The following is a 24414-nucleotide window of genomic DNA, read 5'->3' as shown; positions in this document are numbered from 1 at the left end:
ACATCGGCAACAACAATCCGGTGAAGCTGGCCGCCTATGTCGAGGCGCTGGAAAACGCGCTTGGCAGAAAGGCCATCATCGAACTGCTGCCGCTGCAGGCCGGCGACGTGCCCGATACCTTTGCCGACACATCGGCGCTGGAGCAGGCGGTCGGCTACCGCCCGGTGACGACGGTGACCGAAGGGGTAGGGCGGTTTGTGGACTGGTACCAGGCGTATTTTGGACAGACCTAGCTGAGGTCGCATCCTGGCGCCAAATAGTCCGGCCGTTTGTCAGGCGCCGAGATTGACAAGCCATTGCATAGAAGCGCAGCGGCTTATGTCAGGGCTGGGGTTCCGGCACGAGAGCCGCTTGAACGGAATTATCCTCCTGCAGACGCGCGCCTGCGACGATGCGTAAAGCAACTGCGCGGTGAGGAAGACCTACCTCACGCATCATTACATAATTTTCCGGAGGAAGGAACCTAGTGCCACTCGCCAACTTATGGCGAGATGAGCACACGCGGCACCGACTTCCTTTTGCTGAGTCTCGTACCGGTCCTATTTTGCAGCTCGCTTCTTCAGGCTCAAGCCTGGCAGCCGTTCGGTGTCAGGCAGCTTGGCTTCACATTCGATGTTCCCCCGGGTTTTGTGCTGACACAGCGTTCCGACCAGGGCGCGGCTTTTCGGGGCGAAAACGATGCCTTCCTTGCAGTGTGGGGAGCCAGACTCGGCAACGCCAGTTTTCGCGCCGAGATCGAGCATCGCATGGTCGAGGACGAAAAGGCTGGGTGGAAGCTGACCTATCGGCGCGTCACCCCGGGGTGGGCGAGTTACTCGGGCATCAAGGATCGCCAGATTCGATATGTGCGCGCTATCGCGGTCTGCAACGACCGTGCTGCGCTCTTCACCATAAATTACAGCAAGTCGGAAAAAATCCCCTATGACCCGGTTGTTGTACAGATGGTGCGATCCCTGAAAGCGGAAGGTTGCTAGCAACATATGAGCACCCGCGGAACCGACTTTTTGTACCAATGGATAGGCGCCAACGTCCCTAAAACGGCGGTTTCTGACATTATCTCAGTCGCCGATCTGACACAGAAGCTGTTCGCCGACGCAAAGGCAATAGGCATCAGCAGCACCGAGATCGAGGAAGACACGGGCAGCGTTTATGAGGCTATCCTCGACGCGATCGTGTTTCATAACGCCGGCTTAGCCGACTGATCGGCACTCAGCTATATCAGTCTTCATGGCGGGCAAGAACTGGACTTTCCAATCGCTGATCGACAGCAAGATGACGGTGACGGCGTCCTGTCAAAACTCCGCTTGCTACCATAGCCACAAGCTCGACCTGACAAAGCTCCGCGACCGCTTCGGCCCTGACGCGCCGGCCATGGAATGGGATATTCGTCCCAGGCTTCGGTGCAACAAATGCAACGGGAACGATGTCAGCCTGACATACACGCCCGACACCAGCCCGACCTACGGCAAAACTAAGGGCAGCTAATCGACCGTGTCGCGTAGCGCCTTCTTGCGTGTCGGCGTCCGCTATTTCTCCACCAGCCTAACCTTGTCGATGGCGACAGTCACCAGCGGCCCCAGGGCGATCGTCACCGTCTCGTCATCGATGCGCGTGACCTCGCGAATTGTACCGCTTCAGGATCTGTTCCGCGTTCGGAACGAGATTGTCCTCGACCTTTGCGGTGACCATCGTCCCACCACGGCGAACACCTTCCGCGTAGACGTGAGCATCGTTCTCCGGCATGCCGGATTGCGGTGAGTGGTGCCGTCGTCGGCGGTGCTGCAGGCGGCATCATCGGCGCAATGACGGAGCGCCGCTGGCCAAGGGCAAACTTGGTCGGCCCGTCACTGCTTCCTCAGTGACGGGCTTCCATTTTTCCTGCATCCAGTTTCTTGAAGACGCCACACCAGAACCGGTAATCGGCCTTCCGTCCAGCAAAGTGCGCCTCCAACGCGCAGCAAGCCAAAGCCGTCTTCGCTTGGTCCCCGTAAAGTTCGATCGCTGCGGAAATGGCTCGTTCCGGATCAGCGAGTTCTGCCAAGGTCAACGCCGGATAGGCTTCGCTATCGGCCGGCATTCGAAGGCCTCCTGTATCGTGCCATCGTAACTTAACACGACGACTTCACGCGTCCAGTTCCAAAGGTTCGTGCTCTGGATCGTCGTGATGGGCGACTTGGCGAAAATCGCGCATGTCGATCTGCTGGCCGCAGATCGGGCAAGTCATGAAATTCTCCTGTTCGTTCGCAGGTTCGCCGCCGTGCCGTTTGCCGGGGATAGGAGGTCCAAGGTCGGATAGCTTCGTCATGACCGTTGAACATCCGATCTAGCTAAAATGTTCCGGAACCATTTTAGCGCATGCTAATTGAATCGCGGTTTTGCGAGTCAGTTCATGCGTTTGAAGTTTGTCCCGCCACTAATGCCGACCTTGGTTGAGAAGCCTCCCGAAGGCGATGGATGGATTCACGAGGTCAAGTTCGACGGCTACCGCTCCCAGATCATCAGGGATGGCGAAGGCCTGCGGATCTTCACCCGCCGCGGTCTCGACTGGACGTCGAAATATCGTGACCTCGCCAAGGCTGCCGGTGAACTCGAGGTGGAAAGCGCCATCATCGACGGCGAGATCATCGTTCTCAACGCTGCCGGCCTGTCTGACTTTGGCGAGTTGCGAAAGGCGATCACCAGGCGTCAGCATGATCTCTATTTCGTCGCCTTCGATCTGCTGCACCTCAACGGCCATGATCTGCGAGACATGCCCTTAGAGCACCGACGCGAGATCCTGGCCGAGATGATCCCGGATGGCGGCCGCATACAGTTCAGCCAGGCGCTGCCGGGCGACGCCCAGGCGATCTTCCATCTCGTCGACCAGGCCGGACTAGAAGGCATGGTCTCCAAGCGTAAGGACAGCAAGTATCGCAGCGGCCCGTCGACCAATTGGCTGAAGGCGAAATGCTATGCGATCGGCGAGTTCGATCTGCTCGGCGTCGAGTGGCAGAGCGAGGCACAGGGCGCTACGTCGGTTCGGCCTTCATCACCTTGAACCGGGAGAGGCGCGAACGGCTCTGGCAGCGTGTCCAGGAGCGCGTAGGCGCGGCGCCCAAGGGCATGAAGCGGCCGGCGACGCAATGGGTCAAGCCTGGGCTGATCGGCCGTGTGAAGCACCTCCGCGGCGAGGAGGATCTACGTCACGCATCGCTGCAGGATTTTCGGGAAGAATGAGCAAGCGCGCCGATTGTTTCTTGGCGTGTGCGGCGACTGCGCAGAGGAAAGCCAATGCGGCAGCATCGCACGCCGTCCGCGACGGGCCGTTGGCGAAAAGTGCGGCGTCCGCAGCTTGTATCGACAAGCCATGCTTTTGGGCGAAAGAGGTGCGGCCGTCATCGAGCTACGCGTCAATCATGGCACCGGGATCTTCGGTGATGAGTCCAGGGCCGCCGCCGCGGTCCTCGCAATCTCGGTGTCGGATTCCTTGCTCAGTCCGGCGACACCCACAGCGCCCACGACTTCGCCATGCACACGCACCGGTACGCCGCCCTGCAATGCCATGATTTGGGCGGTGACGAAGGCGGTACGACCATGATCGATGCTTTCCTCGATTTCCACGGTCGGCCGCTGGAGCCGTGCGGCCGTTCGTGCCTTCTGTATGGCCAGATCCACGCTGCCTGGGCGGACACCGTCCATCCGCTGGAAGGCAAGCAGATCCCCGCCCGGATCAACCACAGCGATTGCCGACGGAGCCTTCCGCTGCTGCGCGCTCTCCCTGGCCGTTTTCAACACTGTCTGCGCCCCAGCCTGGTCCAGGACCAGCACGCTGATGGTTTGTGCCTCGGCCGGCAGGCAGAAGACTGCTGCCAGGATAACGGCGGTGATTCCATGTTTCGTCATCGCGAGCCTCGCTTCCGGATCAGCCGGTTCTCTCAAGGTAAAGGCGATATCTGACCTCCGCTTTGCCATGATTGCTGCATTCGATCGGGTCTTGCGGCCTTTTCGCAGCCAAGAGAAAGCGGTTGGAACCCGCCTCCTGTGGCTACCCTGCCAACAGTGAACAAAACCGATGAAGGTCGACGGTAAAATTCACTGGTTCACCGAGCGATTTCGCGGGTAGTCATTTTCTGATGGCAAAGGGCTGGACGTTCCAATCTCTGATCGATGCAAAGATGCGGTGACGGCGCGTCGCCAGACGGCGCCGTGCCACCACCGTCAGCCGCTCGACCTAGTGAAGCTCCGCTATCGGTTCGGACCGGATGCGCCCGCAATGGCGGATGACCTCGTTCGAAAACTGAAATGTGGCAGGTGTGGCGGCAGGAAAGTCGGCCTGATCTACTCGCCGGACACAACGCCAAGGGACTTTAGGTCGACATAACGCGGGATAAGAAAGCTCCCTTTATGGCCACGGCTTGACGGAACATTAGCCATCTCTAATTGTGCTATGGCGGCGGCGATGTCTCACCCACACCCCTGCCGAAGATCGGGCCCCCCCGATCGGCCCGCGCTTGCCCGCAAGCGGCGCGGGCTTTCAGTGCCTAGGGGAAGAGATGACCGACAAGCCGGCCACAACCTACGTCGTGAGCGTGTTCGAGATGCCGCACTGGCGGACTGTCCTGACCACGACGGACATAAACAAGGCTCTGGCCAAGGCAAAGGAAATAGGCGACCAAGTGCGGATCGAGCGGCGCGTTCAAGACGGTGGATGACACGCCGTCAAACCCGATTCTTGCGCAGCCTCACCCCAGCGCCGCCGGCCACCAGCAGTCCGCCGCGTGCCCCCACGCGACGGACCTCTGATGGGCGGCTACATCACAAAGGAATCAACCGCTTGTAGTTGTATTGTGAACTGCGGGATCGCGTTAGCCTATGGTGTGATCGCGGAAGCCCAAAGGCGCAGATCGAGGAGATCACGCCGAAGGGGAAGAGGCGGTGGGGCTCTGCCTAGATCGCGTCTGCAGGCGCAAAGAAGCAGTTTTCGTGCTCCTCGGTCGGGTGCAGGCAGATATGAAAGTTATCATCGCCAGACGGAATTACGGCATCGTAGGGAACGAAGTAGCGGTCTTGGTGGGTAACTTTCTGATGGTCGCCTGGCCGCCGCAAGATGATCACGTAGCCATCAGGTCGTGGTGTCACGGTTGTGCTTGGGATTTTGCCGCATTCTCCCGTCACCGGATCGCCGTGGCAGCAGGCGGATGGATAGGTCCAGCTGCTATGCGCACTGTGTGCTAACGCAGAACCATCCTCAAGCGCCGCAGCCGTGGCTATCACGCCTGCCAACCCCACCATGTGTCGTGTTCCGACCGCGTGCACTCGAAATGGTCCCCGAGCGGCGACCGACGTCGTCACAGGTATTGTACACCATTCGCAGGCGCTAATATAGAAATGCGCCTTGGCACCGGCCGGCCCTTACCAGCGCCTCAGGCGCTAGAGCAACAGCAGGTAGGCGCCCATGCCGGCCATGAGCAGGCAAGTGGCCATGCCGATCATGTCGCGCTACCTGTAGCGCCAGACGGCGCCAGCGAGCATCGAGGCCGCGATTGTGGCGATGTAGAGCGGGATGATGAAGGTCACGGGACTCAGTTCAGCCCATCCACCTTGCTGCTCCATCGTAGTCGCCTTGGCCCGCCGCCCAATGGGGTGACGGGCTTCAGCAGTTAGATTCGTCAGTCGTAGACTTTGACAATCTTGCGGGTGCCCGGGTCCACGAGAACCGTCCGGTTGTCGATCACGACATAGCGGTATTTGACGTCGGGCACTTTCACTTCATGCAGCTCGACTGTGTCGGGCAGCGCTGTGCCGATATTGAGTTCCACGCCGGGAATCTTGACCGATGCCAAGGGCTGCTTCTTCACATACTCATGGATGACAGTATCCTGCTCAGGCGTGATGACCACGTCCTGAGCAGCGACCGCGCCGATACCGGCGAAGAGCAACAACGCCGCAGCGGCGCCCGTAAGATGCATTCTCATGATTTTCTCCTCGTTATTGTCAGGCCGGCGCACGACGACATCGTCTAAACCGGCCCCACAACCAAACTTGGGGCTACCTTAAACGTTCCGGGGTTGAGGCTTTGGTCGGGCGGCAGGTAGGACTTGAGTCTGATCGAAAAACGCAATGGTGTTACCCGTCACTTTGCGTGGAACAGCCTACTTTCAGGGATGTTGTTTGTCCGAAAAGTAGGGAGAAATCAGATGGATAGAAGTGTTAGTCAAGCGCGCTGGTTGCTTGCACCAATCTTCGCGACAGCCGTGACCTTTCTCGTGATCGGAGTAGCTCTTGGCTGACATTTTTGCAGATCGGCGCAGCTGCGTCCCTTCCTGTGCTGATAGGGTTCGCGAGCCGCACGGCGATTGGCGAACCCTCAATTTGTACCGAGCGCAAGGCCTGCCTTTCCGGCCGCGCGCCTGGAGTTTGTAACATTAGAGTTGTGTAACATTGGGAGGCTTTCTATGGATCGGCGATCCTTCTTGACAGCAATGTTTGGCATTGCAGGGGCAGCGGCCTTTGCAAGCGCGGTTCGGCCTATCAATGCGGTAGCCGGCGTTCCAGGCGCCGAAAGCGGCATTCTCGATGAACTCGAGGCGCCAGAGGCCGAGACCTTCGACGACGAAGGTACTCCGGCAGAGGTGGAGCAGGTCTACTATCGGCGCTACCACCGCCGCTGCTATCGCCGCTACCACCGCCGGGGTTGGAGAAGGGTCTGCCGTAGCTATTGGCGACATGGTCGTCGGCGCGTCCGGTGCTACCGCAGGCATGCTTGGGGCATGTATCGGTATTAGCGCCTACCTGTGGGAGCGTTCCCACGGGCTGGGGCGGAGGATCCGTCGCTTCGAAAATGGGGCGGCGGGGCCTTCGATTCCGTGACGGATTTGGATGTTAGCGGCCCGGCACCCCTTCTGTTGGGATGAGCTAGGGCACCGGGCCTAACCGACAGGATGCCTGTGAGGAACAATGCTGGCGGCTGGAAGCTTTATGCGCTTCTGCTAATGTAAAGTGAAGCACCGAAGGTCGGGCGATGACAGGTACGCCGGCACTTGTAAGCGTGTTCGAGAAACCGCACTGGCGACAATACCACGCTCAACCAAGTCGCATGCAGATTTCTGCGCAATGGCAAAGAAGATGGGCGGCTAGGCCGACCGTCGAAGGCGGGCACCGGGTCCGCCTCCGAGTTGACTGCGGGCAGGTACTCCTCGCGAGGAGGTTGCCATAAATGGCGCCGGCCGGCCGGAACAGGTCCGCCGCGCTCAGCGATAGCTGAGGCTTCGAGCTACATGTTGCTTTATGCGGAAGACCAGCGAAAACGCCTAGGGCTTGCCGACTTCACGCGGCTGTAGGCGGTACCCAACCTATTGGATGAATTTTAAGGCCCCGGCGCTGCGTCGATGCGCTGGGGCCTTAGGCATGTACGAGCTACCTAGCATGTCCGTTTGTGAGCGTGGCCTAATATGGTCAACAAACGGCAGGCGATGCTCACCCGCTCTCCTGCCGAAGATCGGGATACGCACCACCTGATCGGCCCGCGCTTTCCGCGAGGAGGCGCGGGCTTTTGCGTGGCTCCTTCGGTTAGATAGCCGACTAGGGACTTCAGTCGTAGTTGAGCTATCTCTAATATGAGAATAGCGTAGACAGAGAGCTACAGATGTGGGCTGGGCAAGGTCTCGTCGCTTCGCAAATGGGGCGGCGGACCTTTGGATGGAGCGGCCCGGCACCCCTGCGGGTTGGGATGGGGCTAGGAGACACCGGGCCTAGCCGGCGGGATGTGCTCGCGAGGAACATCGCCGCCAGCTGGAGATCATTTATGCGCCTTTGCTAATTTAAAGTGAAGCGCCTAATGAAGGAACGCAAAGGTCTGGCGATAACAGGCGCGCCGGCAACAACCTACGTGGTGAGCGTATTCGAGAAGCCACATTGGCGCAGTGTCCTGACCACCAAAGACAAGGCCAAGCGCTGGCGATGGCCAAAGAGATCGGCGACAAGGTGAGGGTCGAGGAGATCACGCCGAGGGCGACGAGGCGCTGATCGCTATTCTGGATCGCGGAAGCGGTCTGTAGCCCGGCACCCAGTGGTGGTTCAAAGGCTGGCAAAACGCCGAAGAGGCTCGCCGGTCGATTAGGAAGGGTATGAGGGCCTCTACCCACAGGTGAGCGAACCTGTTCCAACAGTCATCGCCTGTCGTCCTGACGTTTTTCTATCTCATACGACAACCACTGACAGAGCATGCCGACGATGGACAGTGCAGCACCGCCAATCAAACAGGCGATAAACACAGGGCCTTTTGAGGCACTGGACCAACTTACGATGGCGACAAGAACAACGCTCGCTGTTGAAACCAGATACCCAATGCCCTTCAGCAGATGCATGGACGCTCTTGCCATTGGCGGAAATCTCCGAGGCTACACCCGCAACATTCTCTCACTACCGAGGTTCCATCGGAGGAACGATCGATTCCGCCCGGGACGCCCATGTCGATCAAATCATCCGCCCGGCTAAGCGCCGGAGCGTCTTTCTTGAGAGCGCAGGAACAACTCGTCACCGTTCGGGTTTTCCTTTGTAGCAGTTCCTCGACCGATGCCGATCAGGGATGCTCCCGATGTCCCCTCCCAGGGGACGTGGGCACGGTGCTGAGGGTCTAACAGAAGGAGAGCACAGATGAATTGGGATCAAATCAAAGGAAAATGGATGCAGTTCAAAGGCAAAGCCAAGGAGCAATGGGGCGACCTCACCGACGACGATCTCGATCGGATTGATGGCAATCGCGACCAACTCCTGGGACGTATCCAAGAGCGGTACGGGATTGCCAAGGAGGAGGCGGAGCGGCAGATCGACGCCTGGTCCAGAAGGGTCTAATCAGACTTAAATGCCATGCCATCCACGTTGATCCGAAAGGCGGACTACGATCCGGAAAGCCGAATCCTCTCGGTCCTTTTGACACTGAACACACCAGAGGGGCGCCGAGCCTTTACCGGAAGTGAGCGTAGGACCTCGCGACCGCTTTGGCCGGCGCCCTTTCAGGCAACCTTCAGCGTTCGCCGCGGGCCATCATCCAAAAGGCTGTATTCCAACAACTCGAGCGAGAGCGATACACTTAGGTGCGGTGGTGACCCGTAATGGGTCAATAGGTTTGGCACCGCAATTGCGTTGACAGATTTGGGGTGGGGTGCGGACCCGTCGCTTCGCAAATGGAGCGGCGGGACTGCCGTCCCACGCAGCCTTGCATCGGCGGCGAGTCCGATGCTCGCCGGCTCACTGCTTGCCGTTTCCGGCTTCGGCTGGCCGCTACTCATCGCTGGAGCCCTGAAGATCGTCTATGACATTCTTCTGCTCGTGACGTTCCGCAAGATTCGGCCGCCGGAGGAACGATAGTACAGTTCCCAACGACGTCGGAATCGGCGACGCGAATGATTCAACTTATGCCTGCTTCAATCCGAGCCGCCCATGCCCATGGCGGAGACACCCTGAGCGGCCATCCGCTGGAATAGGTCGTCGACCTGCGCCGGCGAAAGGCTGGCGTTCTCGGCGATCCACCAGGCAAGTACGGCAAGAAATGCTCCCGATATGAACTGGACCGCGAATTCGATCGGCACGCCTGTGTCGCCGGTCCGCTTGCCGGCAAGTTCCGTCCGCACGGCGCGCCGTATCCGTTCACGCAATTGGTCGTGGATGGTATCGCCACTGCTCGCAAGCAGCGCGTGGTGAAGCGACCGGAACGCCCGCGCGTGCTCGAACATCGGCAGGCTGAATTCGAACAAACGGTTGCCTGTCTTTTCGTCTGCCGGCACGCGCCTGCTCAGCGACTGCAGATGCGCTTCCAGGGTCGCGCTGCGCAGTTCGTCCTTGCCGGCGTAATGGGTGTAGAAGGTCGACCTGCCAACATCAGCTTTCTGGCAGATGTCTTCCACAGTGGAGCCGCATAGCCGCGCTCGGGGATCAGGGCAATCAGCGCGTCCTGCAGCAGGGCGCGCGTGCGTGCGACGCGACGATCGATCGTACCCCTGTCATCGGTCCGCTCAATTTTCATGGTCATTGCCCCTTGCCGCATGCGGTTTCGGACATTCGGCGGTCCGGTGTCTGGCAATAGAACTCCCGGACACAGTGTCCAATATGATACGCCAAGTCCAGAAGCTCAATGATGTTTTGAGCGCACCGGAAACCGACGAGGAGGCAAAAAGACATGCACCAATTTGGTCATCAGGCCGGCAACGGACAGCATTCGCGAAAGGGCGTCATAGTGCTTGCCGTGCTTGTCAAACTGTCGCTGGTCGCTGGTTTCCTGCTCATGCTGCATTTCGGGGGCGGCTATCTCAATGCCGGTGCCTGGACGGCTGCAGTCCACGGTCTCATTCTGGCACTGATCGTGACCGTGACGCTCTGGGGCGGTTTGCGTCACATGCAGCCCGCCGGCGCGCATGGCGCGAGCTCGAGAGGCATCGGCATCGTCCTACACAGCGGGGCCGGCTACGATCTGCTGGTGCGCATCCTGACCTGGGGCCGCGCGAGCCGGTTCCGTGAATTCATGCTGCGTCTGGCAAGGCTCCAGCGCGGCGAGGCGGTGCTCGATGTCGCTTGCGGCACGGGCACGCTGGCCATCGCCGCGAGACGGCTGGTCGGCCCGAGCGGCAGTGTTGCCGGCATCGATGCGTCGGCCGAGATGATCGAGAGAGCGCGCGCCAAGGCCATCCGCGCCGGCATCGATCTGGATCTCGTCAATGCGACCGCTCAGGAAATCCCTTTCCCGGAGGGGCACTTCGACATCGTGATCGGCACACTCATGCTTCACCATCTGTCGCAGCCCGTCCGCTCGACCTTTTTTCAAGAGGCAAGGCGCGTGCTGAAGCCCGGCGGTCGGCTGCTGCTGATCGACTTCAGCAGGCCGCTGCGCGAATCCAGATTGCCGAGGCTCCATCGGCATGCCCATATCGACATGAATGCGGTCGGAACGCTGTTGGCCGAGGCAGGTTTCAAGATCGAAGACATCGGCGCCGTCGGAGCCATGAATCTGGACTATGTTCGCGCCGCGACAGACAAGGCCCTTCCAGCCTGATCGCGGCATGCGGCTGCCGCCGGACCGGGCGCCGCCCGAAGACGCCCGTTACGCGGGCCGCGTTGCGCTATCGGCGAATCCGGCTTTATCTCGCCGGATTGCCATGTCTGAATCGTCGGGCTGATGTCCAAGGCCTTCTTTTCCCTGGCAAGTTCCATCGTCGATGAATGATCCCGCGCCGGTCCCATTTTGGCCTGCTTGCGCTTCCAGGTGTCCAGGCTGACGTGAACGATAAGGAAGTAGGCGCGTATGCGGCTGACATGTGGGATTTCAGGCGTGGCACTCCTGTTCGCTTCGACCGTTGCGGCGGGCGCCCACCCTCATGTCTTCGCCGAAGCGCGGCTGGACCTGACGGTCGGCGCCGACAGGTCGGTCAAGTCGCTTAGGCATCTCTGGCGGTTCGACGAGCTCTTCTCCTCGTCGGTGCTGATGGAATTCGACAAGAATTCCGACCTCACCCTCGATGCCAAGGAACTCGACGCCGCCGCTCTCACCATCCATGCCTCGCTCGCCGAATACAATTATTTCCAAATGGTCACGGTGGATGGCAAGGACGTGGTGATGACGCCGCCGGCCAGGCTCGTCATCAGGTACAAGAACAATCAACTCGTCATCCAGTTCGAGACGCAGCCGAAAGAGATGCTGCCGCTCGCCGGCAAGGTCAGCATCGGCGTCTATGATCCGACTTTCTACACGGCGATCGATTTCACCGACGACGACAAGCTTGCGGTGGCGGGCCTTCCGCAAGGCTGCGCACGCGCCGTCGTGCGTCCCGATCCGGACACGGCGATCGCGCAGAACCAGAAGAGCCTGACAGATGCGTTCTTCAGCGATCCGACCGGAACCGATCTCGGCAAGATTTTCGCGACCCGCCTCGAACTGACATGCGCTTGACGGGCCGGGCCGCCTGATGTTCCTGCACCTCCTCGAATTCCAGCGCACGATCTACCTGGCGCTTGCCGAGCAGATCAAACTGCTGTCCACCGGCGGCGACTGGCTGGGTTTCATGGCATTCTTGCCGATGGGTGCGCTCTTCGGTGCCGCGCACGCGCTGACGCCCGGCCACAGCAAGGCGGTGCTGGCAACCTATCTGGCCGGCTCGGATGCCAAGGTGGCGCGTGGCCTCCTGGTCTCGATCACGCTCTCCGTCACCCATGTGACCATCGCGGTGGTGATTGCCGCCCTGTCCTTGCCGCTCGTCTCGATCGCCTTGGGCAGCGTCGGTCGTGCGCCGCTGCTGGAAGACATCAGCCGCGGACTGCTTGGGTTGATCGGCCTGTGGATGCTGTGGCGGGCACTCAGCCATGGGCATCATCACAAGCACGAGGGCGAGGCCGTCGGCTTCATGGCCGGCCTGATCCCGTGCCCGCTGACGCTGTTCGTGATGACTTTCGCGATTTCGCGGAGCGTTCCGGTGGCGGGCCTTCTCTTTGCCGGCACGATGATGATTGGCGTGGCGATCACGCTATCCGCCGTCGCAATTTTGTCGATCCTACTGCGCGAACGCCTGGTGTGGTTTGTCGAAGGTAGGTCGCTCCTGTTCGAAGCGATCACCCGCTCCATCGAGGGCTTGGCTGGCGCTGCCCTGATCGCGCTTGCCATCCACGAAATCTTGCTTCGCTGATTTGACCAAGACACGACTGATTGTGCGCTGCTCGTAAGATGTCGTCCCCATTCGTGAATTAGGCCTGCCACGGCCACTTTGCACATTCCTTCCGAACCTGCGCAGGGCTCAGACCCAAGTCTGCCAGTTGATGGTTCTCGAGGTCAGCCAGTTGTTCCCGTTGGCGATGGAATTCGATCCAGCGCGCCACCGACGCCATCGAGCGCACTAAATTTTCTATGACGCGATGGGCACTTGCCGTTGGCGGTGAACGCCTCGGCGTCTCAATCAGCAGGGGGTTCAACATTTCTCATCCTTCCGCAGTGCTCTGGTTGACGTGTGGTGCGGAAATGCTCCAATCTGCCCACCGGCGCAAAGCATGGTTTCTCGTGCTTGGCCCAATTTTTCTCATGACATGGTGCGAAATTGGCCCGCCGATTGCCATCACTCAACGCCCTCAAAGCCTTCGAGGCGGCGGCGCGCCACGAGAGCTTCACCAGGGCGGCGGACGAACTTTCCGTGACGCAGGGCGCGGTGAGCCATCAGGTGAAGGCGCTCGAGCTCGAATTGGGCATCAGGCTGTTCGATCGCGAACGTCAAAAGCTCAGCATCACACGGGCCGGCCTCTCCTATCTGGAGGTCGTGCGCGATGCCTTCGACCGTATCGCTCTCGGCACGCAACGCATCCAGCATCTATCTCGGGCCGGAGCGCTGACGGTCAGCACGTCGCCCGACTTTGCCGCCAAGTGGTTGGTAAACCGCCTTGGCAGGTTTGCAGAGACGCATCCGGACATCGATCTCAGGATTTCCGCAACCATGCATCACGTCGACTTCGCAAGAGAGGACGTCGATCTTGCCGTGCGGCATGGCGATGGCAACTGGGCGGGGCATGATGTTGTCCGCCTGTGCTCCGAGCAACTGTTCGCGGTCTGCAGTCCCAAACTTCACCAGCGGATGCGCGAGCCGTCCGATGTGCTGAAATTTCCGTTGCTGCATCTTGATGACCGAAAGGACTGGTCGGAATGGCTCGAGGCCGCTGGCGTGGTCCATGCCGAACTCTCCCACGGACCGGTCTTGAACCGCGCCAGCATGGTCATAGACGCCGCTATCGACGGCCAGGGCGTCGCACTCGCCCGCACCACGCTTGCGGCTTGGGACCTCATCAACGGCCGCCTCGTAAGACCGTTCGCCACGGCTCTGCGATTGTCCAAGACCTACTGGATCGTCTGCCCCAAGGCGACGTCGATGCTCCCCAAAATCACGACATTCCGCGACTGGCTGTTGGCCGAGGCCGCCGATGATGTGCGCCGCCTCGACACGCTCGGTCCATAGGTCCAGCGCCTTCCAGATCGCGATGTCCCGTAGGGGGTATTCAAAGGCGGGGAGGGCGGTCCTGTGCCTGTGCCTTGTCTCCTATTCCGGCCCAGTCGACAATCTAGCTTCAAGCATTGTGCAGCGTCGCTGGCTACTCCGGGGTAGCCCTAGACCAACCGCTTTCGTGTGCACTATGTGTGCAATGAGAACTAAGATATAGCCGGGTGGCCTTCCGTTGCGGCGGAATAATCGTAAATTGGGCTACGTTTGGGCGGGTGTGTCAGGGCCAAATTGCTCAGTCGTTCCAACCGGGTATTGGACGGACTGAGACGAAAAAAAGATAATGAAATGAATAAGATAGAGAGACGTCTTGCTCTTGCGCCTATGATGGACTGGACGGACCGGCACTGCCGGTTCTTGCATCGCCAGTTGACGAGCCGTGCGCTGCTCTACACTGAGATGGTGGTGGCCGATGCGGTCATCCAGGGCGCCCGCGAGCGACTGCTTGGCTTCGATGCGGGGGAACATCCGGTCGCGCTGCAACTCGGTGGCTCGGATCCACGCAAGCTTGCCGAGGCGGCGCGCATCGGCGAGGCCTTTGGCTATGACGAGATCAACCTCAATGTAGGCTGCCCGTCCGACCGCGTCCAGTCGGGCACCTTCGGCGCCTGCCTGATGAAAGTGCCAGACCTCGTCGCCGACTGCGTCGCCGCGATGAAAGCGGCGGTGGCGATTCCCGTCACCGTCAAATGCCGCATCGGCGTCGACGAGCAGGATCCGGAGCCGGCGCTCGACGCGCTGGCGGACGGTGTTTTCGAAGCCGGCGCCGACGCGCTCTGGGTGCATGCGCGCAAGGCGTGGCTGGAAGGGCTGAGCCCCAAGGAAAACCGTGACATCCCACCGCTTGACTATGGCCGCGTCTATCGGCTGAAGGCCAGAAAACAGAACGAATTCATTGGCATCAATGGCGGGATTCAGTCGATCGAAGAAGCGCGGACGCATCTCGACCATGTCGACGGTGCCATGCTTGGCCGCGCCGCCTACCACACGCCCGGCATTCTGGCAGGCGTCGACGCCGCCTTCTACGGCGTCAAGTCCGACGCGTTCGATTTCGGCGCGCTGATCGATGCTATGGCAGACTACGCGGCCCACCATATCGAGCAGGGCGGGCGACTTGGCCATGTCACCCGCCATATGGTCGGACTGTTCCATGGCTTGCCGGGCGCGCGCCGTTACCGCCAGATCCTGTCCACCGACGCGACCCGGCCCGGCGCCGGACCGGACGTGCTGAAGACGGCTTTCGCCGCCGTCGAGTTCGGTGGAGCGGCGGCCGAAGCGGCCTGAGGCGTTCGGGTCGGGGTCAATCCCTGAGGATCATGCGGTCGCCGCGCACATCGAAGCCCGACAACGAGCCGATGAAGTTCATGCCGAGCAGGCTCTGGCTGAGCATGCCGGGTGCCGCGATCATCACCGGCATGTCCCTGCGCACGATGCCGCCGATCGCCAGCTGATCGGTCTTCACGGCCGCAGCGCGCGCCATGCCGTTGGCGGTCGAAACCGGTATGGTGTAGTTGAGCGCCGCTGGATTGAATCCGGATGCCTGGGCGTCCTCGGAGGTCAGCACCGTGCTGGTCGCGCCAGTGTCGACCACGGCCCGCACCGGGTTGCCGTTGACCAGGATGCGCGCTTCGAAATGGCCATTGTCCGCCTTGTCGAGCGTCACCGTGGCGTGGCCGTCCTCGACGCCCAGGGCCAGCGGGCTGCCGGGAACGAGGCCCGCGGTCACCCGGCTGGCGACATCCTGCAGTTCGTAACGATACTGGTAGCCGGCGATCAGCGCGAGCGCGATGGCCGCCCAGGCGCCGAGGTTGCGGGCCATGGCGCCCAAGGGCCTGCCCGAGCGAAGCAGGCCGGCGCCGATCAGGGCGCCGAAGGCGCCAAGCCAGATCAGCCGGCCAAAGTCGTAATTCTCGACGCCGAGCGTGCTGCCGCCGGAATCGTTGAGCATGAGCAGGACTGCTCCCACCCCGATCATGGCAATCAGTATCCAGAACAGCCGGTTCATCTGTGTGCTCGCCTCACGAAAGCACGTCGCGTTCGCGCGCCATGCGGGTGCGGCGCGTTTCCCGGCGCGGCCGACGCTCGACCGTGTCCAGCCGGGCAGGCAATTCAGCCATGACACTACGGCGTGTTTCCGGCGTCATTGCGATCCAGCCGCCGATTTCCTCGCGCGTGCGGCCGCAACCGAAGCAGAAGCCGGTTTTCATGTCGATCGAACAGACCAGGATGCACGGGGATTCGATGGCCGTCACGTCTTTCTCTTGAGGGTTTCCATCCGGAATCCCTTGTTCCATCTCCACATGGTGCAACCGCAAAGCCAATGCAAGCCCTCGCGATTGCGCCCTTCTGGGCGACCTTTGCGGCAAATGCAGGAGCATGATCCAAGAGGTTGTGCCAACCGCGCAAGGCGGCTATGCCGCTCACCAACTCCAGGGAATGATCGCCGACGACATGACCAGCGCGCCTTTCGATGATTTTCGCAACCTCTTGGCCAATTTGCCAGCAGCCGACACAACAGCCGAAGCCCGTGTGCGCACGCTGTTTGCCAAGGCCGACAAGCCCAGCAATTCGCTTGGCCGTATCGAGGACATCGCCGCCTGGCTGGCCGCATGGAGTGGCCGTGCTCCACCCGCGGTGACAAGACCGCTGATGGCGGTCTTTGCAGGCAACCATGGCGTTATCAGGCATGGCATTTCGCCACGGCTGGTGGCGGCGACCGCCAACGCGGTCGAGCTTTGTGCCGCCGGTGGCGCTGCGATCAACCAGATCTGCATCGCCAATGATCTCGGGCTGAAGGTTTTCGATCTTGCCCTGCACATCCCGACCGCCGACATCACCGAGGATGCCGCTCTCGACGAGCGCGGCTGCGCCGCCACCATGGCCTTCGGCATGGAAGCGATCGCCGGCGGCACCGACCTGCTTTGCCTCGGCGATCTAGGCGTCGGCAACTCCACCGTTGCTGCTGCCTTGTTTGCGGCGCTGTTCGGGGGCAGGGGCGCCGACTGGGTCGGGCCGGGGTCCGGCGCCGATGCGGCGATGCAGGCACGCAAGGCGGAGGTGGTCGATGCGGCGATGGCCTTTCATGGTGGCCATCTCGGCAACCCGTTTGAGGCGCTGCGCCGGGTCGGTGGCCGTGAGTTCGCGGCGATTGCCGGCGCCATCCTCGCCGCACGGATGCAGAAGATTCCGGTGCTGCTCGACGGATCTGCGGCAACGGCCGCTGCGGCGGTGCTCCATGCCGCCAACCCCGCAGCGCTCGACCATTGCCTTCTTGCCAGCCTGTCGCCAGAGCCCGCGCACGCCCGCGCCGCCGAACGCCTCGGTCTTCAGCCGTTGCTCGATCTGGGCATCAGCCACGCCGAAGGGACAGGGGCCGCTCTTGCCGCAGGTCTGGTCAAGGCGGCGGCGCTGACCAGTTCGGGCATGGCGGCGGCTGTTCGGGGTTAGGCGCCAGGCACGCCGTATCCGGGCGACGTCTGCTACCGCCGCCGCGCCGCCACCGCCGCGGTCGGCAGCGCGGGCAATTCCTCCATCACCCGGCTCAGCGGGAAGATGGCGATCGCCTCGGTGCCTTCGCGCAGTTTGGAATGGAGTTCGAACTCGCCGCCATGCATGGCCAGCAGCCCTTGCACGATCGGCAGGCCGAGCCCGGTGCCTTGCTCGGCGCTCTTGATGGCGATCGAGCCCTGGCCGAAGGCCGACAGCACCACCGGGATTTCGTCTTCGGGGATGCCGGGACCATTGTCCTTGATCGAAATGTACTGTCCGCCACCGGCCGTCCAACCGACGCGAACGCGGATTTCGCCGCCGGTGGCGGTGAACTTGATAGCATTCGACAGAAGGTTGAGCGTGATTTGCCGCACTGCCCGCTCGTCGGCGAACAGGCGCAGCAACTCATGCTCGAAATCCTGGACGACGCGGATATCCTTGTTGCGCGCCCTCAATTCCATCATGTGACAGCAATCCTCGACGATGTTGAGCAGCATCACCGGCTCCTCGTTGAGCTGGTAGCGGCCGGCCTCGATGCGCGACAGGTCGAGGATCTCGTTGATGAGGTCGAGCAGATGCTGGCCGGATTCGTGCACATCATGGGCATAGTCGCGATAGGTGGGATTGCTCATTGGTCCGAGCACTTCGTTCGACATCACCTCGGAGAAGCCAAGAATGGCGTTGAGTGGCGTGCGCAGTTCGTGACTCATCGAAGCGAGGAACCGCGATTTCGCGAGATTGGCGTCTTCCGCCCGCCGCCGTGCCTCGTCCGACATCGATTTCGCCGTCTCCAGTTCGGCGACCAGCGCATCCTTTTCCGAGCGGAATGACAGCAGCATCAGGGACGCGCGGTTGAGGTGGCGAGCCACATAGACGAAGAAGGGCAGCGACACGACCAGCAGCCCAGCCATGATCGCCCCGACCGGCATCCACAGCTTGACGCCGGCATAGGCGTAGAGCGCCACCGGAACGGCAAAGGTCGCCAGCAAGGCGCCGCTCAAGGATGAGGTCATCACCGCGGTCGCCGCCATGGCGACCAGCAGCACCACCGCCTTGACGACATGGAACTGGTCGACCTGGCAAGTGCTGCAGCCAAGCCAGACGAACCAACCCCAGCCGAGCCCGCACAGGAAGTGGCCGATCAGCAATTCTCTTTGTGTTCGCAAGGGGTTGAGATCGGAAGCTTCAGTACGCTCAATGCGCCGTGCCATGAAGGTAACGATGGTGTAGCAGGCGAGCGTGAACAGTGCCCAGAGCCCGATTTCATTGCCGACGCCGGTGAACCGGCCGGCTGCCGCGATCGCCAGGACGAGCAGCGGGATGGCGATGGCGCCGCTGGTCATCGCGCGGGCATGGAGCTTCAGCAGTTCGCGATCGAAATCAGGATTGCCGGCCTGCTGCGAAAGACGGTCGCGCGTCTTGCGCACCGCGCGCGCGACATCGCTGTTGCGATGAGGTTTCCGGCGGTCCACAATGAACTTGTCCGCTGTGTTCGAGCGTTGCAAGGGCATGAAACTTCAATTTATGCGAGCAGCGGTTTCCAAGTGTTAAGCTACGTTCGAATGATTAACCAACCGTTTGCCATATGAGACGTTCATGGGGCCCGGGGCCGCGCCGGCGATACGTTGCGCCACCCCGAAGCCTGTGGCGCCGGCTGCTGGATTACGGGCTTACCGTCATCATTCTCGGGCTGCTGATCCTGCTGGCGGCCCGTCTCGACAGGGTGGAGACACGCAAGACCGAGGGTGCGGCAATCGTCAACGATGGCGATTCGATCACGCTTGGCGCCGAGCGCATCCGCATGCGCGGCATCGATGCCCCGGAGTATACGCAGACCTGCCGCAGGAATGGCGCCGACTATTCCTGCGGCACGCTGGCGCGCCAGTCGCTGGTGCGGCTGATCGCCGGCAGACCCGTCTCCTGTACCGGCTGGCAGCGTGATCGCTACGGCCGGCTGCTTGGCGACTGCACCGCCGGCGGCAAGGACCTCAACCGTGCGCAGGTGGAGGCGGGCTGGGCGGTTGCCTTTGGCGACTTCAAGAGCGAGGAGGCCGTCGCCCGCGCAGGAAAGGCTGGCATCTGGGCGGGTACGTTCGACCAGCCGCAGGACTGGCGCGACAGCCATCACGGCGAAGTCGTTGAGAGAAAACACGGCACGCTGGCGTCGATCGGCGATGCCGTGCGCGAGATTTTTCGGTTCTGGTGAAGCCCGTAAGGGGCTGAACCCTATAGTTGTTGGGAAACCGGGAGGATGGGAATGAAGTTGTTCGATGGCGGCCGCGCACCCAACCCGAGGCGGGTCCGCGTTTTCCTGGCCGAGAAAGGCATCGCGGTTCCGCTGGTGCCTATCGACATGGGCGCGCTGGAGCACAGGAAGCAGTCGGTCAGTTCGCGCAACCCTTTGCAACGCCTGCCGGTGCTTGAACTCGACGACGGCACCATCCTCACCGAATCCGTTGCCATCTGTCGCTATTTCGAGGAGTTGCATCCCGAGCCGGCCCTGTTCGGGCGTGGCGCGCTCGGCAAGGCGCAAGTCGAGATGTGGCAGAGACGGATGGAATTCAACCTGCTCAGTTGCGTCGCCCAGGCCTTCCGTCACATCCATCCGGCGATGAAGGAATGGGAAATTCCGCAGATTCCCGAATGGGGCGAGGCCAACAAGCCCAAGGCCGTAGAATTCCTCAGGCTGCTGGACGATGAGCTGGGCAACCGGGAATTCATCGCCGGTGACAGCTACTCGATTGCCGACATCACTGGCCTGATCGCCATCGACTTCATGAAGCCGGCACGCATCAAGGTGCCGGACGAATGCGCCAATGTGTTGCGCTGGCATCAGGCAGTTTCCAGCCGACCGAGCGCCGCTGCCTAGCCATGATCCCGAAAAATGGAAGCCGGTTTTCGGACGAGATCATGGTCAACGAGGATGCGCTCGAAAGCTTCGCCGCGACGGTTCGCGCTTGCCGCATCTGCGTCGAAAATCCGATCGGCAAGCGATTGCCGCACGAACCGCGACCGGTGCTGCGACCATCGTCCAGCGCCCGCATCCTGATCGCCAGCCAGGCGCCGGGAACCAAGGTGCATATCACAGGCATGCCGTTCACCGATGCCTCCGGCGACCGCTTGCGCAGCTGGCTCGGGGTGACAAGCGAGGAATTCTACGACATCGAGAAATTCGCCATCGTGCCGATGGGCTTTTGCTTTCCCGGCCAGGATGCCAAGGGTGGCGACTTGCCGCCAAGGCGCGAATGCGCGCCGGCCTGGCGCGCGCCCTTGATGGCCTTGATGCCACGGATCGATCTGGTGCTGACGATCGGCATCTATGCGCAGTCCTGGCACATGGGTGCGGCGCGCCGGCCCTCGCTGACGGAAACGGTGATGGACTGGCGAGCCATCTGGAATGCGCCCGGCGGTCACAAAGTGCTGCCACTGCCGCATCCGTCGTGGCGCAACAGCGGCTGGCTGAAGAAGAATCCATGGTTTGAAATGGATTTGCTGCCATTCCTGAGATCGGAAATCCGCTATCGTCTCGATTGACCTTTCAGCAAGAAATCACTCGCTTTTTGCTCAATTGGCAGAATTTCTTTCTTGTGAAAGGTCCTGATAAGGCGGAATATAGCCAATCTATTCCCCCGGAGAGAAAAAGATGGACCGCCTCGATAGAAAAATTCTCCGCCTTTTGCAGGAGGACGCGACACTCGCGGTCGCTGACGTTGCCAAGAAAGTCGGGCTGTCGACGACACCTTGCTGGCGGCGCATCCAGAAGCTTGAGGAAGAGGGCGTCATCAAGCGGCGCGTCGCCATCCTCGACCATGAAAAGGTCAATGTGCGGGTCACCGTCTTCGTGTCGATCCGCACCAATTCGCACAGCCATGAATGGCTGCGGCGGTTTTCCGAGGTCATCCAGGAATTTCCCGAAGTGGTCGAGTTCTACCGCATGAGCGGCGATGTCGACTATCTCCTGCGCGTCGTGGTGCCCGACATCGCCGCCTACGATGCCTTCTACAAGCGGCTGATCGCCAAGATCGAGATTCGCGACGTGTCGTCGTCCTTCGCCATGGAGCAGATCAAATACACGACCGAAATCCCGCTCGATTACATGGTGCTGGACAAGGAATCGGGCGCCAACGCCGCTTGAGCTGACGGGACCGATCAGTTCTTTTTCTTGTTGAGGAAACTCCAGGGTGAGTTCACCGGCAGCGTGATCGTGTCAGGCACACTGTCGACGCTCACCACATCGGCCTTGCGCACGGTGTAACCGGACTGGATCACGCTGACGCCATCGAGAATGAACAGCTGGCTTTTCTCCATATCCGGCTTCAGCGCACCGGTAACCGAGACCGGCTGGTAGGCTTCCGACATCTTGTAGGGGCGAGCCGGCGTGACCAGCACGATCTGGTTGGGCGGCGGCGTCGGCATGTGGCTGCAGGCGCCGGTCCACGGCACCAGCAGGAACTGATAGACAAGGTCGCCGTCGCGGTCGACCGGCAGTGCATAGCCGGCCAGCTGAATGGTCTTGTCCTGCAGATCAAGAGACAGCGTCTCGCCATGGTCGGGCAATTTGGCCGCGATCATCGGCAGCCCGACGTTTTCGGCGGCGGTTTGTGTCGCCGGGCGCAGATCCTTCCAGAATATGTGTGCGGTCTCGGCCGAGGCATCGGTGGCAATGGACACAAACAGCGCGGCTGCGAGCGCTATGGTTGATCCGATATGGTTGTTCATTGGCCGCTTCCTTTGGTCTGGAGTAAAGACGCCGCTACCAATGACGTCAACGCTCGAGCCGCATCACATGTCGGCGAGAACCGGCCATGCCAATCTCGTGGAACCCGCGCGCCGCAAACATGTCGCGAAAACCCATGAAGCTGTAGCTCGGCGATGCCTGGTCGACCGGATAGGCCTCGATCGTGCTGGCCCCTTCGGCGAAGGCGTGGTTGATGGCCGCGTCTAGCAGTGCGGCGGCCAACCCGGCGCCGCGCAAGGCCCTTGGCACGTAAAAACAAACGATCGACCAGATATCGGCCTCGCTGTCGTCCTGTTGGCGTGAAAGCCTGCGATAGGCCTGGCGTGGCGCGACCGAGCACCAACCGACGGTCTTGCCGTCAAGATGGGCGAGGATGCCGACCGGCGTGCCGGCATCGACAATCGCCATCATGGCCCGCTTTTTCTCGTCGTTGTGGACATGCTCGCGGCTGGGCAGATGGCGCCAGGCCATGCACCAGCAATATTTCGGTGCGCCCGGCTGTTCGAACAGGTTTTCGAAATCGGCGCGTGTCGAGCGCGTCACTTCCGTGAAGCGGATTTCACGTCCGTCAGCTTTTCCTGGCGGCGAGGCGCTCGAGCGTCCTGGCATCCGATAGTTCCTTCACAGCATCCTTGCCGATCCAGCGCGCCGTCTTGTCGGTCGATTGCGCGAGCCTTTCGGCGACAGCAAGGACAGCACCGTGCATTTCCATCGATCGTTTGCCGATCGAACGAAGGGCCCAGTTCACGCCCTTCTTGACGAAGTTGCGGCCGTCGGTGGCATGCGCTTCGATGATCGGCAGGAAGGCGAGAAAGGTCGCCTCCGGCTCTTTCTTCCGATGGACGACAGACCAGGCCATCATGGCAAAGGCCGTGCGTCGAACGAATTCCCGTTCATCGGCCGCGAACTCGCCGATCAGTTCTTTCCAGGCGTCGGTGTCGACGAAGAGATCGGAGACGCCATCGACGATGTCCCAGGAGTCGAAACTCGACGCCCATTGCCTTGCGTCCGCGGCAGAAAACCGCTTCGGGTCGGCCGTGACGGAAGCGATGAACTGCGCCTCCATGATACCTGTCTGCCACAGCGCGAAAGCGCGCTCATGGTTGCGCTTGATTTTCCTAGCAATCTGCCGCTGCACGCCGTGCGGGATGCCGAGCGCACGTTCGATCTTGATGCCATAGCGCAGCATGCCACGGCGATTTTCCTCCGAGCCGATCGAGCGCAGATGCGCGACGATTTCGTCGGCACTGGACTGGGGCGAAAGCTCGGCCATCGCGACCCCTATTTTTCCAGGCGCGCCAGCAGCGAGGACGTATCCCAGCGCTTGCCGCCCATCGCCTGCACATCCTTGTAGAATTGATCGACAAGTGCGGTCACCGGCAGCTTGGCGCCGTTGCGGTCGGCCTCGGTCAGGCAGATACCGAGATCCTTGCGCATCCAGTCGACAGCGAAGCCGAAATCATATTTGCCGGCATTCATCGTCTTGTGCCGGTTCTCCATCTGCCAGGAACCGGCAGCACCCTTGGAAATCACCTTGATCACCTTCTCGATGTCGAGCCCGGCCCTCTTGCCGAAATGAATGCCTTCGGCCAGACCCTGGACGAGGCCGGCGATGGTGATCTGGTTGATCATCTTGGTGAGCTGGCCAGCACCTGCCGATCCCATCAAGCCGACCATGCGGGCATAGGCATCGATAACGGGCCTCGCCCTGTCGAAAGCTTCCTGCTCGCCGCCGACCATGACGGTCAGCACGCCATTCTCGGCGCCGGCCTGGCCGCCGGAGACCGGCGCATCGAGAAACGAAAAGCCACCCGCTTCCGCGGCCGCGGCCAGTTCGCGTGCGACCTCGGCCGAGGCCGTGGTATTGTCGATGAAGACCGAACCTTTCTTCATCGATTTGAAGGCACCTTCGGGACCTGTCGTCACCGAACGCAGATCGTCATCATTGCCAACGCAGGAGAAGACGAAATCCTTGCCCTTGGCCGCTTCCGCCGGTGTCAGCGCCAGGCTGCCGCCATGCTGGCCAACCCATTGCTCGGCCTTGGCCTTGGTGCGGTTGTAGACGGCGACGTCATGGCCCCCCTTGTTCCTGAGGTGCCCGGCCATTGGATAGCCCATCACGCCAAGACCGAGAAATGCCACAGATGCCATGAGCTTGCCCTTCAGACGGAAACGGAATTTGCT

Annotated in this window: 31 protein-coding genes and 2 pseudogenes; 18 read left to right on the top strand and 15 right to left on the bottom strand. The window is 61.3% G+C overall.

Annotation, left to right across the window (positions count from 1 at the left end):
* From B5V02_RS33495 to B5V02_RS33480, 4 genes and pseudogenes are all read left to right on the top strand, one after another.
* A pseudogene (locus tag B5V02_RS33495) lies at positions 1–233 on the top strand (capsular biosynthesis protein CpsI); the annotation flags it as partial.
* Between the two features lie 258 nt (positions 234–491).
* Entirely contained in the window at positions 492–974 is a 483-nt protein-coding gene (locus tag B5V02_RS33490) for a hypothetical protein (RefSeq protein WP_111548246.1), read from the top strand.
* A 6-nt stretch (positions 975–980) separates the two neighbouring features.
* A complete protein-coding gene (locus B5V02_RS33485) occupies positions 981–1202 on the top strand; it encodes a DUF768 domain-containing protein (protein WP_111548245.1) in 222 nt (73 codons plus the stop codon).
* A gap of 25 nt (positions 1203–1227) precedes the next feature.
* Entirely contained in the window at positions 1228–1485 is a 258-nt protein-coding gene (locus tag B5V02_RS33480; protein WP_111548244.1) for a hypothetical protein, read from the top strand.
* Between the two features lie 370 nt (positions 1486–1855).
* On the opposite strand, the gene B5V02_RS33475 is transcribed toward B5V02_RS33480, so the two are convergent.
* Both B5V02_RS33475 and B5V02_RS33470 read right to left on the bottom strand, forming a co-directional pair.
* Positions 1856–2077, bottom strand: coding sequence for a hypothetical protein (locus B5V02_RS33475; RefSeq protein WP_111548243.1), 222 nt, complete (start codon positions 2075–2077; stop codon positions 1856–1858).
* 45 nt (positions 2078–2122) lie between these two features.
* On the bottom strand, positions 2123–2305 hold the full coding sequence (locus B5V02_RS33470) for a hypothetical protein (RefSeq protein ID WP_111548242.1): 183 nt from the start codon (positions 2303–2305) through the stop codon (positions 2123–2125).
* Between the two features lie 84 nt (positions 2306–2389).
* On the opposite strand from B5V02_RS33470, the pseudogene B5V02_RS33465 reads away from it, so the two are divergent.
* Positions 2390–3216: pseudogene (locus B5V02_RS33465) on the top strand (ATP-dependent DNA ligase).
* Between the two features lie 177 nt (positions 3217–3393).
* Here the strand turns inward: B5V02_RS33465 and B5V02_RS33455 are convergent.
* Complete coding sequence (locus B5V02_RS33455; protein ID WP_208647175.1) at positions 3394–3951, bottom strand: GlcG/HbpS family heme-binding protein; 558 nt, start codon at positions 3949–3951, stop codon at positions 3394–3396.
* A 581-nt stretch (positions 3952–4532) separates the two neighbouring features.
* Between B5V02_RS33455 and B5V02_RS40925 the strand changes: the two genes are divergently transcribed.
* Positions 4533–4691, top strand: coding sequence for a hypothetical protein (locus B5V02_RS40925; RefSeq protein WP_167458775.1), 159 nt, complete (start codon positions 4533–4535; stop codon positions 4689–4691).
* A gap of 235 nt (positions 4692–4926) precedes the next feature.
* On the opposite strand, the gene B5V02_RS40295 is transcribed toward B5V02_RS40925, so the two are convergent.
* The 3 genes from B5V02_RS40295 to B5V02_RS33435 all read right to left on the bottom strand — a co-directional run bounded on the left by B5V02_RS40295 (position 4927) and on the right by B5V02_RS33435 (position 8345).
* Positions 4927–5271, bottom strand: coding sequence for a hypothetical protein (locus B5V02_RS40295; protein WP_146606204.1), 345 nt, complete (start codon positions 5269–5271; stop codon positions 4927–4929).
* A 377-nt stretch (positions 5272–5648) separates the two neighbouring features.
* Positions 5649–5954 (bottom strand): DUF1236 domain-containing protein, encoded by a 306-nt coding sequence (locus B5V02_RS33445; protein WP_111548259.1) that lies wholly within the window; start codon positions 5952–5954, stop codon positions 5649–5651.
* 2193 nt (positions 5955–8147) lie between these two features.
* Positions 8148–8345: a hypothetical protein gene (locus B5V02_RS33435; protein WP_111548239.1), complete on the bottom strand. Its 198-nt coding sequence runs from the start codon at positions 8343–8345 to the stop codon at positions 8148–8150.
* Between the two features lie 289 nt (positions 8346–8634).
* On the opposite strand from B5V02_RS33435, the gene B5V02_RS33430 reads away from it, so the two are divergent.
* Entirely contained in the window at positions 8635–8832 is a 198-nt protein-coding gene (locus tag B5V02_RS33430; RefSeq protein WP_111548238.1) for a CsbD family protein, read from the top strand.
* Between the two features lie 384 nt (positions 8833–9216).
* The gene (locus B5V02_RS42055; protein WP_425374444.1) at positions 9217–9348 is read left to right on the top strand and encodes a hypothetical protein; all 132 of its coding nucleotides are present in this window, start codon (positions 9217–9219) and stop codon (positions 9346–9348) included.
* A 56-nt stretch (positions 9349–9404) separates the two neighbouring features.
* On the opposite strand, the gene B5V02_RS41240 is transcribed toward B5V02_RS42055, so the two are convergent.
* Positions 9405–9884 (bottom strand): TetR-like C-terminal domain-containing protein, encoded by a 480-nt coding sequence (locus B5V02_RS41240; protein ID WP_208647174.1) that lies wholly within the window; start codon positions 9882–9884, stop codon positions 9405–9407.
* Between the two features lie 272 nt (positions 9885–10156).
* On the opposite strand from B5V02_RS41240, the gene B5V02_RS33410 reads away from it, so the two are divergent.
* From B5V02_RS33410 to B5V02_RS33400, 3 genes are all read left to right on the top strand, one after another.
* Positions 10157–11026 carry a class I SAM-dependent methyltransferase gene (locus tag B5V02_RS33410; protein ID WP_111548237.1) on the top strand — a complete coding sequence of 290 codons (870 nt, stop codon included), beginning with the start codon at positions 10157–10159 and terminating at the stop codon, positions 11024–11026.
* Between the two features lie 249 nt (positions 11027–11275).
* On the top strand, positions 11276–11920 hold the full coding sequence (locus B5V02_RS33405) for a DUF1007 family protein (protein ID WP_111548236.1): 645 nt from the start codon (positions 11276–11278) through the stop codon (positions 11918–11920).
* 16 nt (positions 11921–11936) lie between these two features.
* Positions 11937–12650: a HoxN/HupN/NixA family nickel/cobalt transporter gene (locus B5V02_RS33400; protein ID WP_111548235.1), complete on the top strand. Its 714-nt coding sequence runs from the start codon at positions 11937–11939 to the stop codon at positions 12648–12650.
* Positions 12651–12708: 58 nt separating this feature from the next.
* Here B5V02_RS33400 and B5V02_RS42850 read toward each other — a convergent pair whose 3' ends face one another.
* Complete coding sequence (locus B5V02_RS42850) at positions 12709–12849, bottom strand: DUF1127 domain-containing protein (protein ID WP_425374445.1); 141 nt, start codon at positions 12847–12849, stop codon at positions 12709–12711.
* Positions 12850–13067: 218 nt separating this feature from the next.
* Between B5V02_RS42850 and B5V02_RS33390 the strand changes: the two genes are divergently transcribed.
* Both B5V02_RS33390 and dusA read left to right on the top strand, forming a co-directional pair.
* Positions 13068–13961 carry a transcriptional regulator GcvA gene (locus tag B5V02_RS33390; protein WP_245446350.1) on the top strand — a complete coding sequence of 298 codons (894 nt, stop codon included), beginning with the start codon at positions 13068–13070 and terminating at the stop codon, positions 13959–13961.
* A gap of 330 nt (positions 13962–14291) precedes the next feature.
* Positions 14292–15287: a tRNA dihydrouridine(20/20a) synthase DusA gene (gene dusA / locus B5V02_RS33385; protein WP_111548232.1), complete on the top strand. Its 996-nt coding sequence runs from the start codon at positions 14292–14294 to the stop codon at positions 15285–15287.
* Positions 15288–15303: 16 nt separating this feature from the next.
* On the opposite strand, the gene B5V02_RS33380 is transcribed toward dusA, so the two are convergent.
* Together B5V02_RS33380 and B5V02_RS33375 are read right to left on the bottom strand one after the other, a co-directional pair.
* Positions 15304–16008, bottom strand: a complete 705-nt coding sequence (locus tag B5V02_RS33380) for a TIGR02281 family clan AA aspartic protease (protein WP_111548231.1) — start codon at positions 16006–16008, stop codon at positions 15304–15306.
* Between the two features lie 13 nt (positions 16009–16021).
* Positions 16022–16255: a DUF1289 domain-containing protein gene (locus B5V02_RS33375; protein WP_167458774.1), complete on the bottom strand. Its 234-nt coding sequence runs from the start codon at positions 16253–16255 to the stop codon at positions 16022–16024.
* A 199-nt stretch (positions 16256–16454) separates the two neighbouring features.
* Here B5V02_RS33375 and B5V02_RS33370 point away from each other — a divergent pair, with 199 nt between their 5' ends.
* Positions 16455–17450 (top strand): nicotinate-nucleotide--dimethylbenzimidazole phosphoribosyltransferase, encoded by a 996-nt coding sequence (locus B5V02_RS33370; RefSeq protein ID WP_111548257.1) that lies wholly within the window; start codon positions 16455–16457, stop codon positions 17448–17450.
* 32 nt (positions 17451–17482) lie between these two features.
* Here the strand turns inward: B5V02_RS33370 and B5V02_RS33365 are convergent, their stop codons facing one another.
* Entirely contained in the window at positions 17483–19003 is a 1521-nt protein-coding gene (locus tag B5V02_RS33365) for a sensor histidine kinase (RefSeq protein WP_111548229.1), read from the bottom strand.
* Positions 19004–19077: 74 nt separating this feature from the next.
* On the opposite strand from B5V02_RS33365, the gene B5V02_RS33360 reads away from it, so the two are divergent.
* The 4 genes from B5V02_RS33360 to B5V02_RS33345 all read left to right on the top strand — a co-directional run bounded on the left by B5V02_RS33360 (position 19078) and on the right by B5V02_RS33345 (position 21627).
* Positions 19078–19698: a thermonuclease family protein gene (locus B5V02_RS33360; protein ID WP_111548228.1), complete on the top strand. Its 621-nt coding sequence runs from the start codon at positions 19078–19080 to the stop codon at positions 19696–19698.
* Positions 19699–19749: 51 nt separating this feature from the next.
* The gene (locus B5V02_RS33355; protein WP_111548227.1) at positions 19750–20361 is read left to right on the top strand and encodes a glutathione S-transferase; all 612 of its coding nucleotides are present in this window, start codon (positions 19750–19752) and stop codon (positions 20359–20361) included.
* Complete coding sequence (locus B5V02_RS33350; protein WP_111548226.1) at positions 20301–21026, top strand: uracil-DNA glycosylase family protein; 726 nt, start codon at positions 20301–20303, stop codon at positions 21024–21026. Before B5V02_RS33355 ends, B5V02_RS33350 begins: the two co-directional genes overlap by 61 nt.
* Positions 21027–21135: 109 nt before the next feature.
* Entirely contained in the window at positions 21136–21627 is a 492-nt protein-coding gene (locus B5V02_RS33345; protein ID WP_006205209.1) for an Lrp/AsnC family transcriptional regulator, read from the top strand.
* 14 nt (positions 21628–21641) lie between these two features.
* Here B5V02_RS33345 and B5V02_RS33340 read toward each other — a convergent pair whose 3' ends face one another.
* The 4 genes from B5V02_RS33340 to B5V02_RS33325 are packed head-to-tail and all read right to left on the bottom strand — an operon-like array spanning position 21642 to position 24381.
* Positions 21642–22211 (bottom strand): DUF3299 domain-containing protein, encoded by a 570-nt coding sequence (locus B5V02_RS33340; RefSeq protein WP_111548225.1) that lies wholly within the window; start codon positions 22209–22211, stop codon positions 21642–21644.
* A gap of 46 nt (positions 22212–22257) precedes the next feature.
* A complete protein-coding gene (locus B5V02_RS33335) occupies positions 22258–22839 on the bottom strand; it encodes a GNAT family N-acetyltransferase (RefSeq protein WP_111548224.1) in 582 nt (193 codons plus the stop codon).
* Positions 22799–23503: a DNA alkylation repair protein gene (locus B5V02_RS33330; RefSeq protein WP_111548223.1), complete on the bottom strand. Its 705-nt coding sequence runs from the start codon at positions 23501–23503 to the stop codon at positions 22799–22801. Before B5V02_RS33330 ends, B5V02_RS33335 begins: the two co-directional genes overlap by 41 nt.
* Positions 23504–23511: 8 nt before the next feature.
* Entirely contained in the window at positions 23512–24381 is an 870-nt protein-coding gene (locus B5V02_RS33325) for an NAD(P)-dependent oxidoreductase (RefSeq protein WP_111548222.1), read from the bottom strand.
* Positions 24382–24414: the final 33 nt, after the last annotated feature.

The sequence above is a fragment of the Mesorhizobium kowhaii genome (genome assembly GCF_003253745.1).
Classification (GTDB): domain Bacteria; phylum Pseudomonadota; class Alphaproteobacteria; order Rhizobiales; family Rhizobiaceae; genus Mesorhizobium; species Mesorhizobium kowhaii.
The sequence above is the reverse complement of the archived record's forward strand: the minus strand, read 5'-3'. Positions and strand labels throughout refer to the sequence as shown.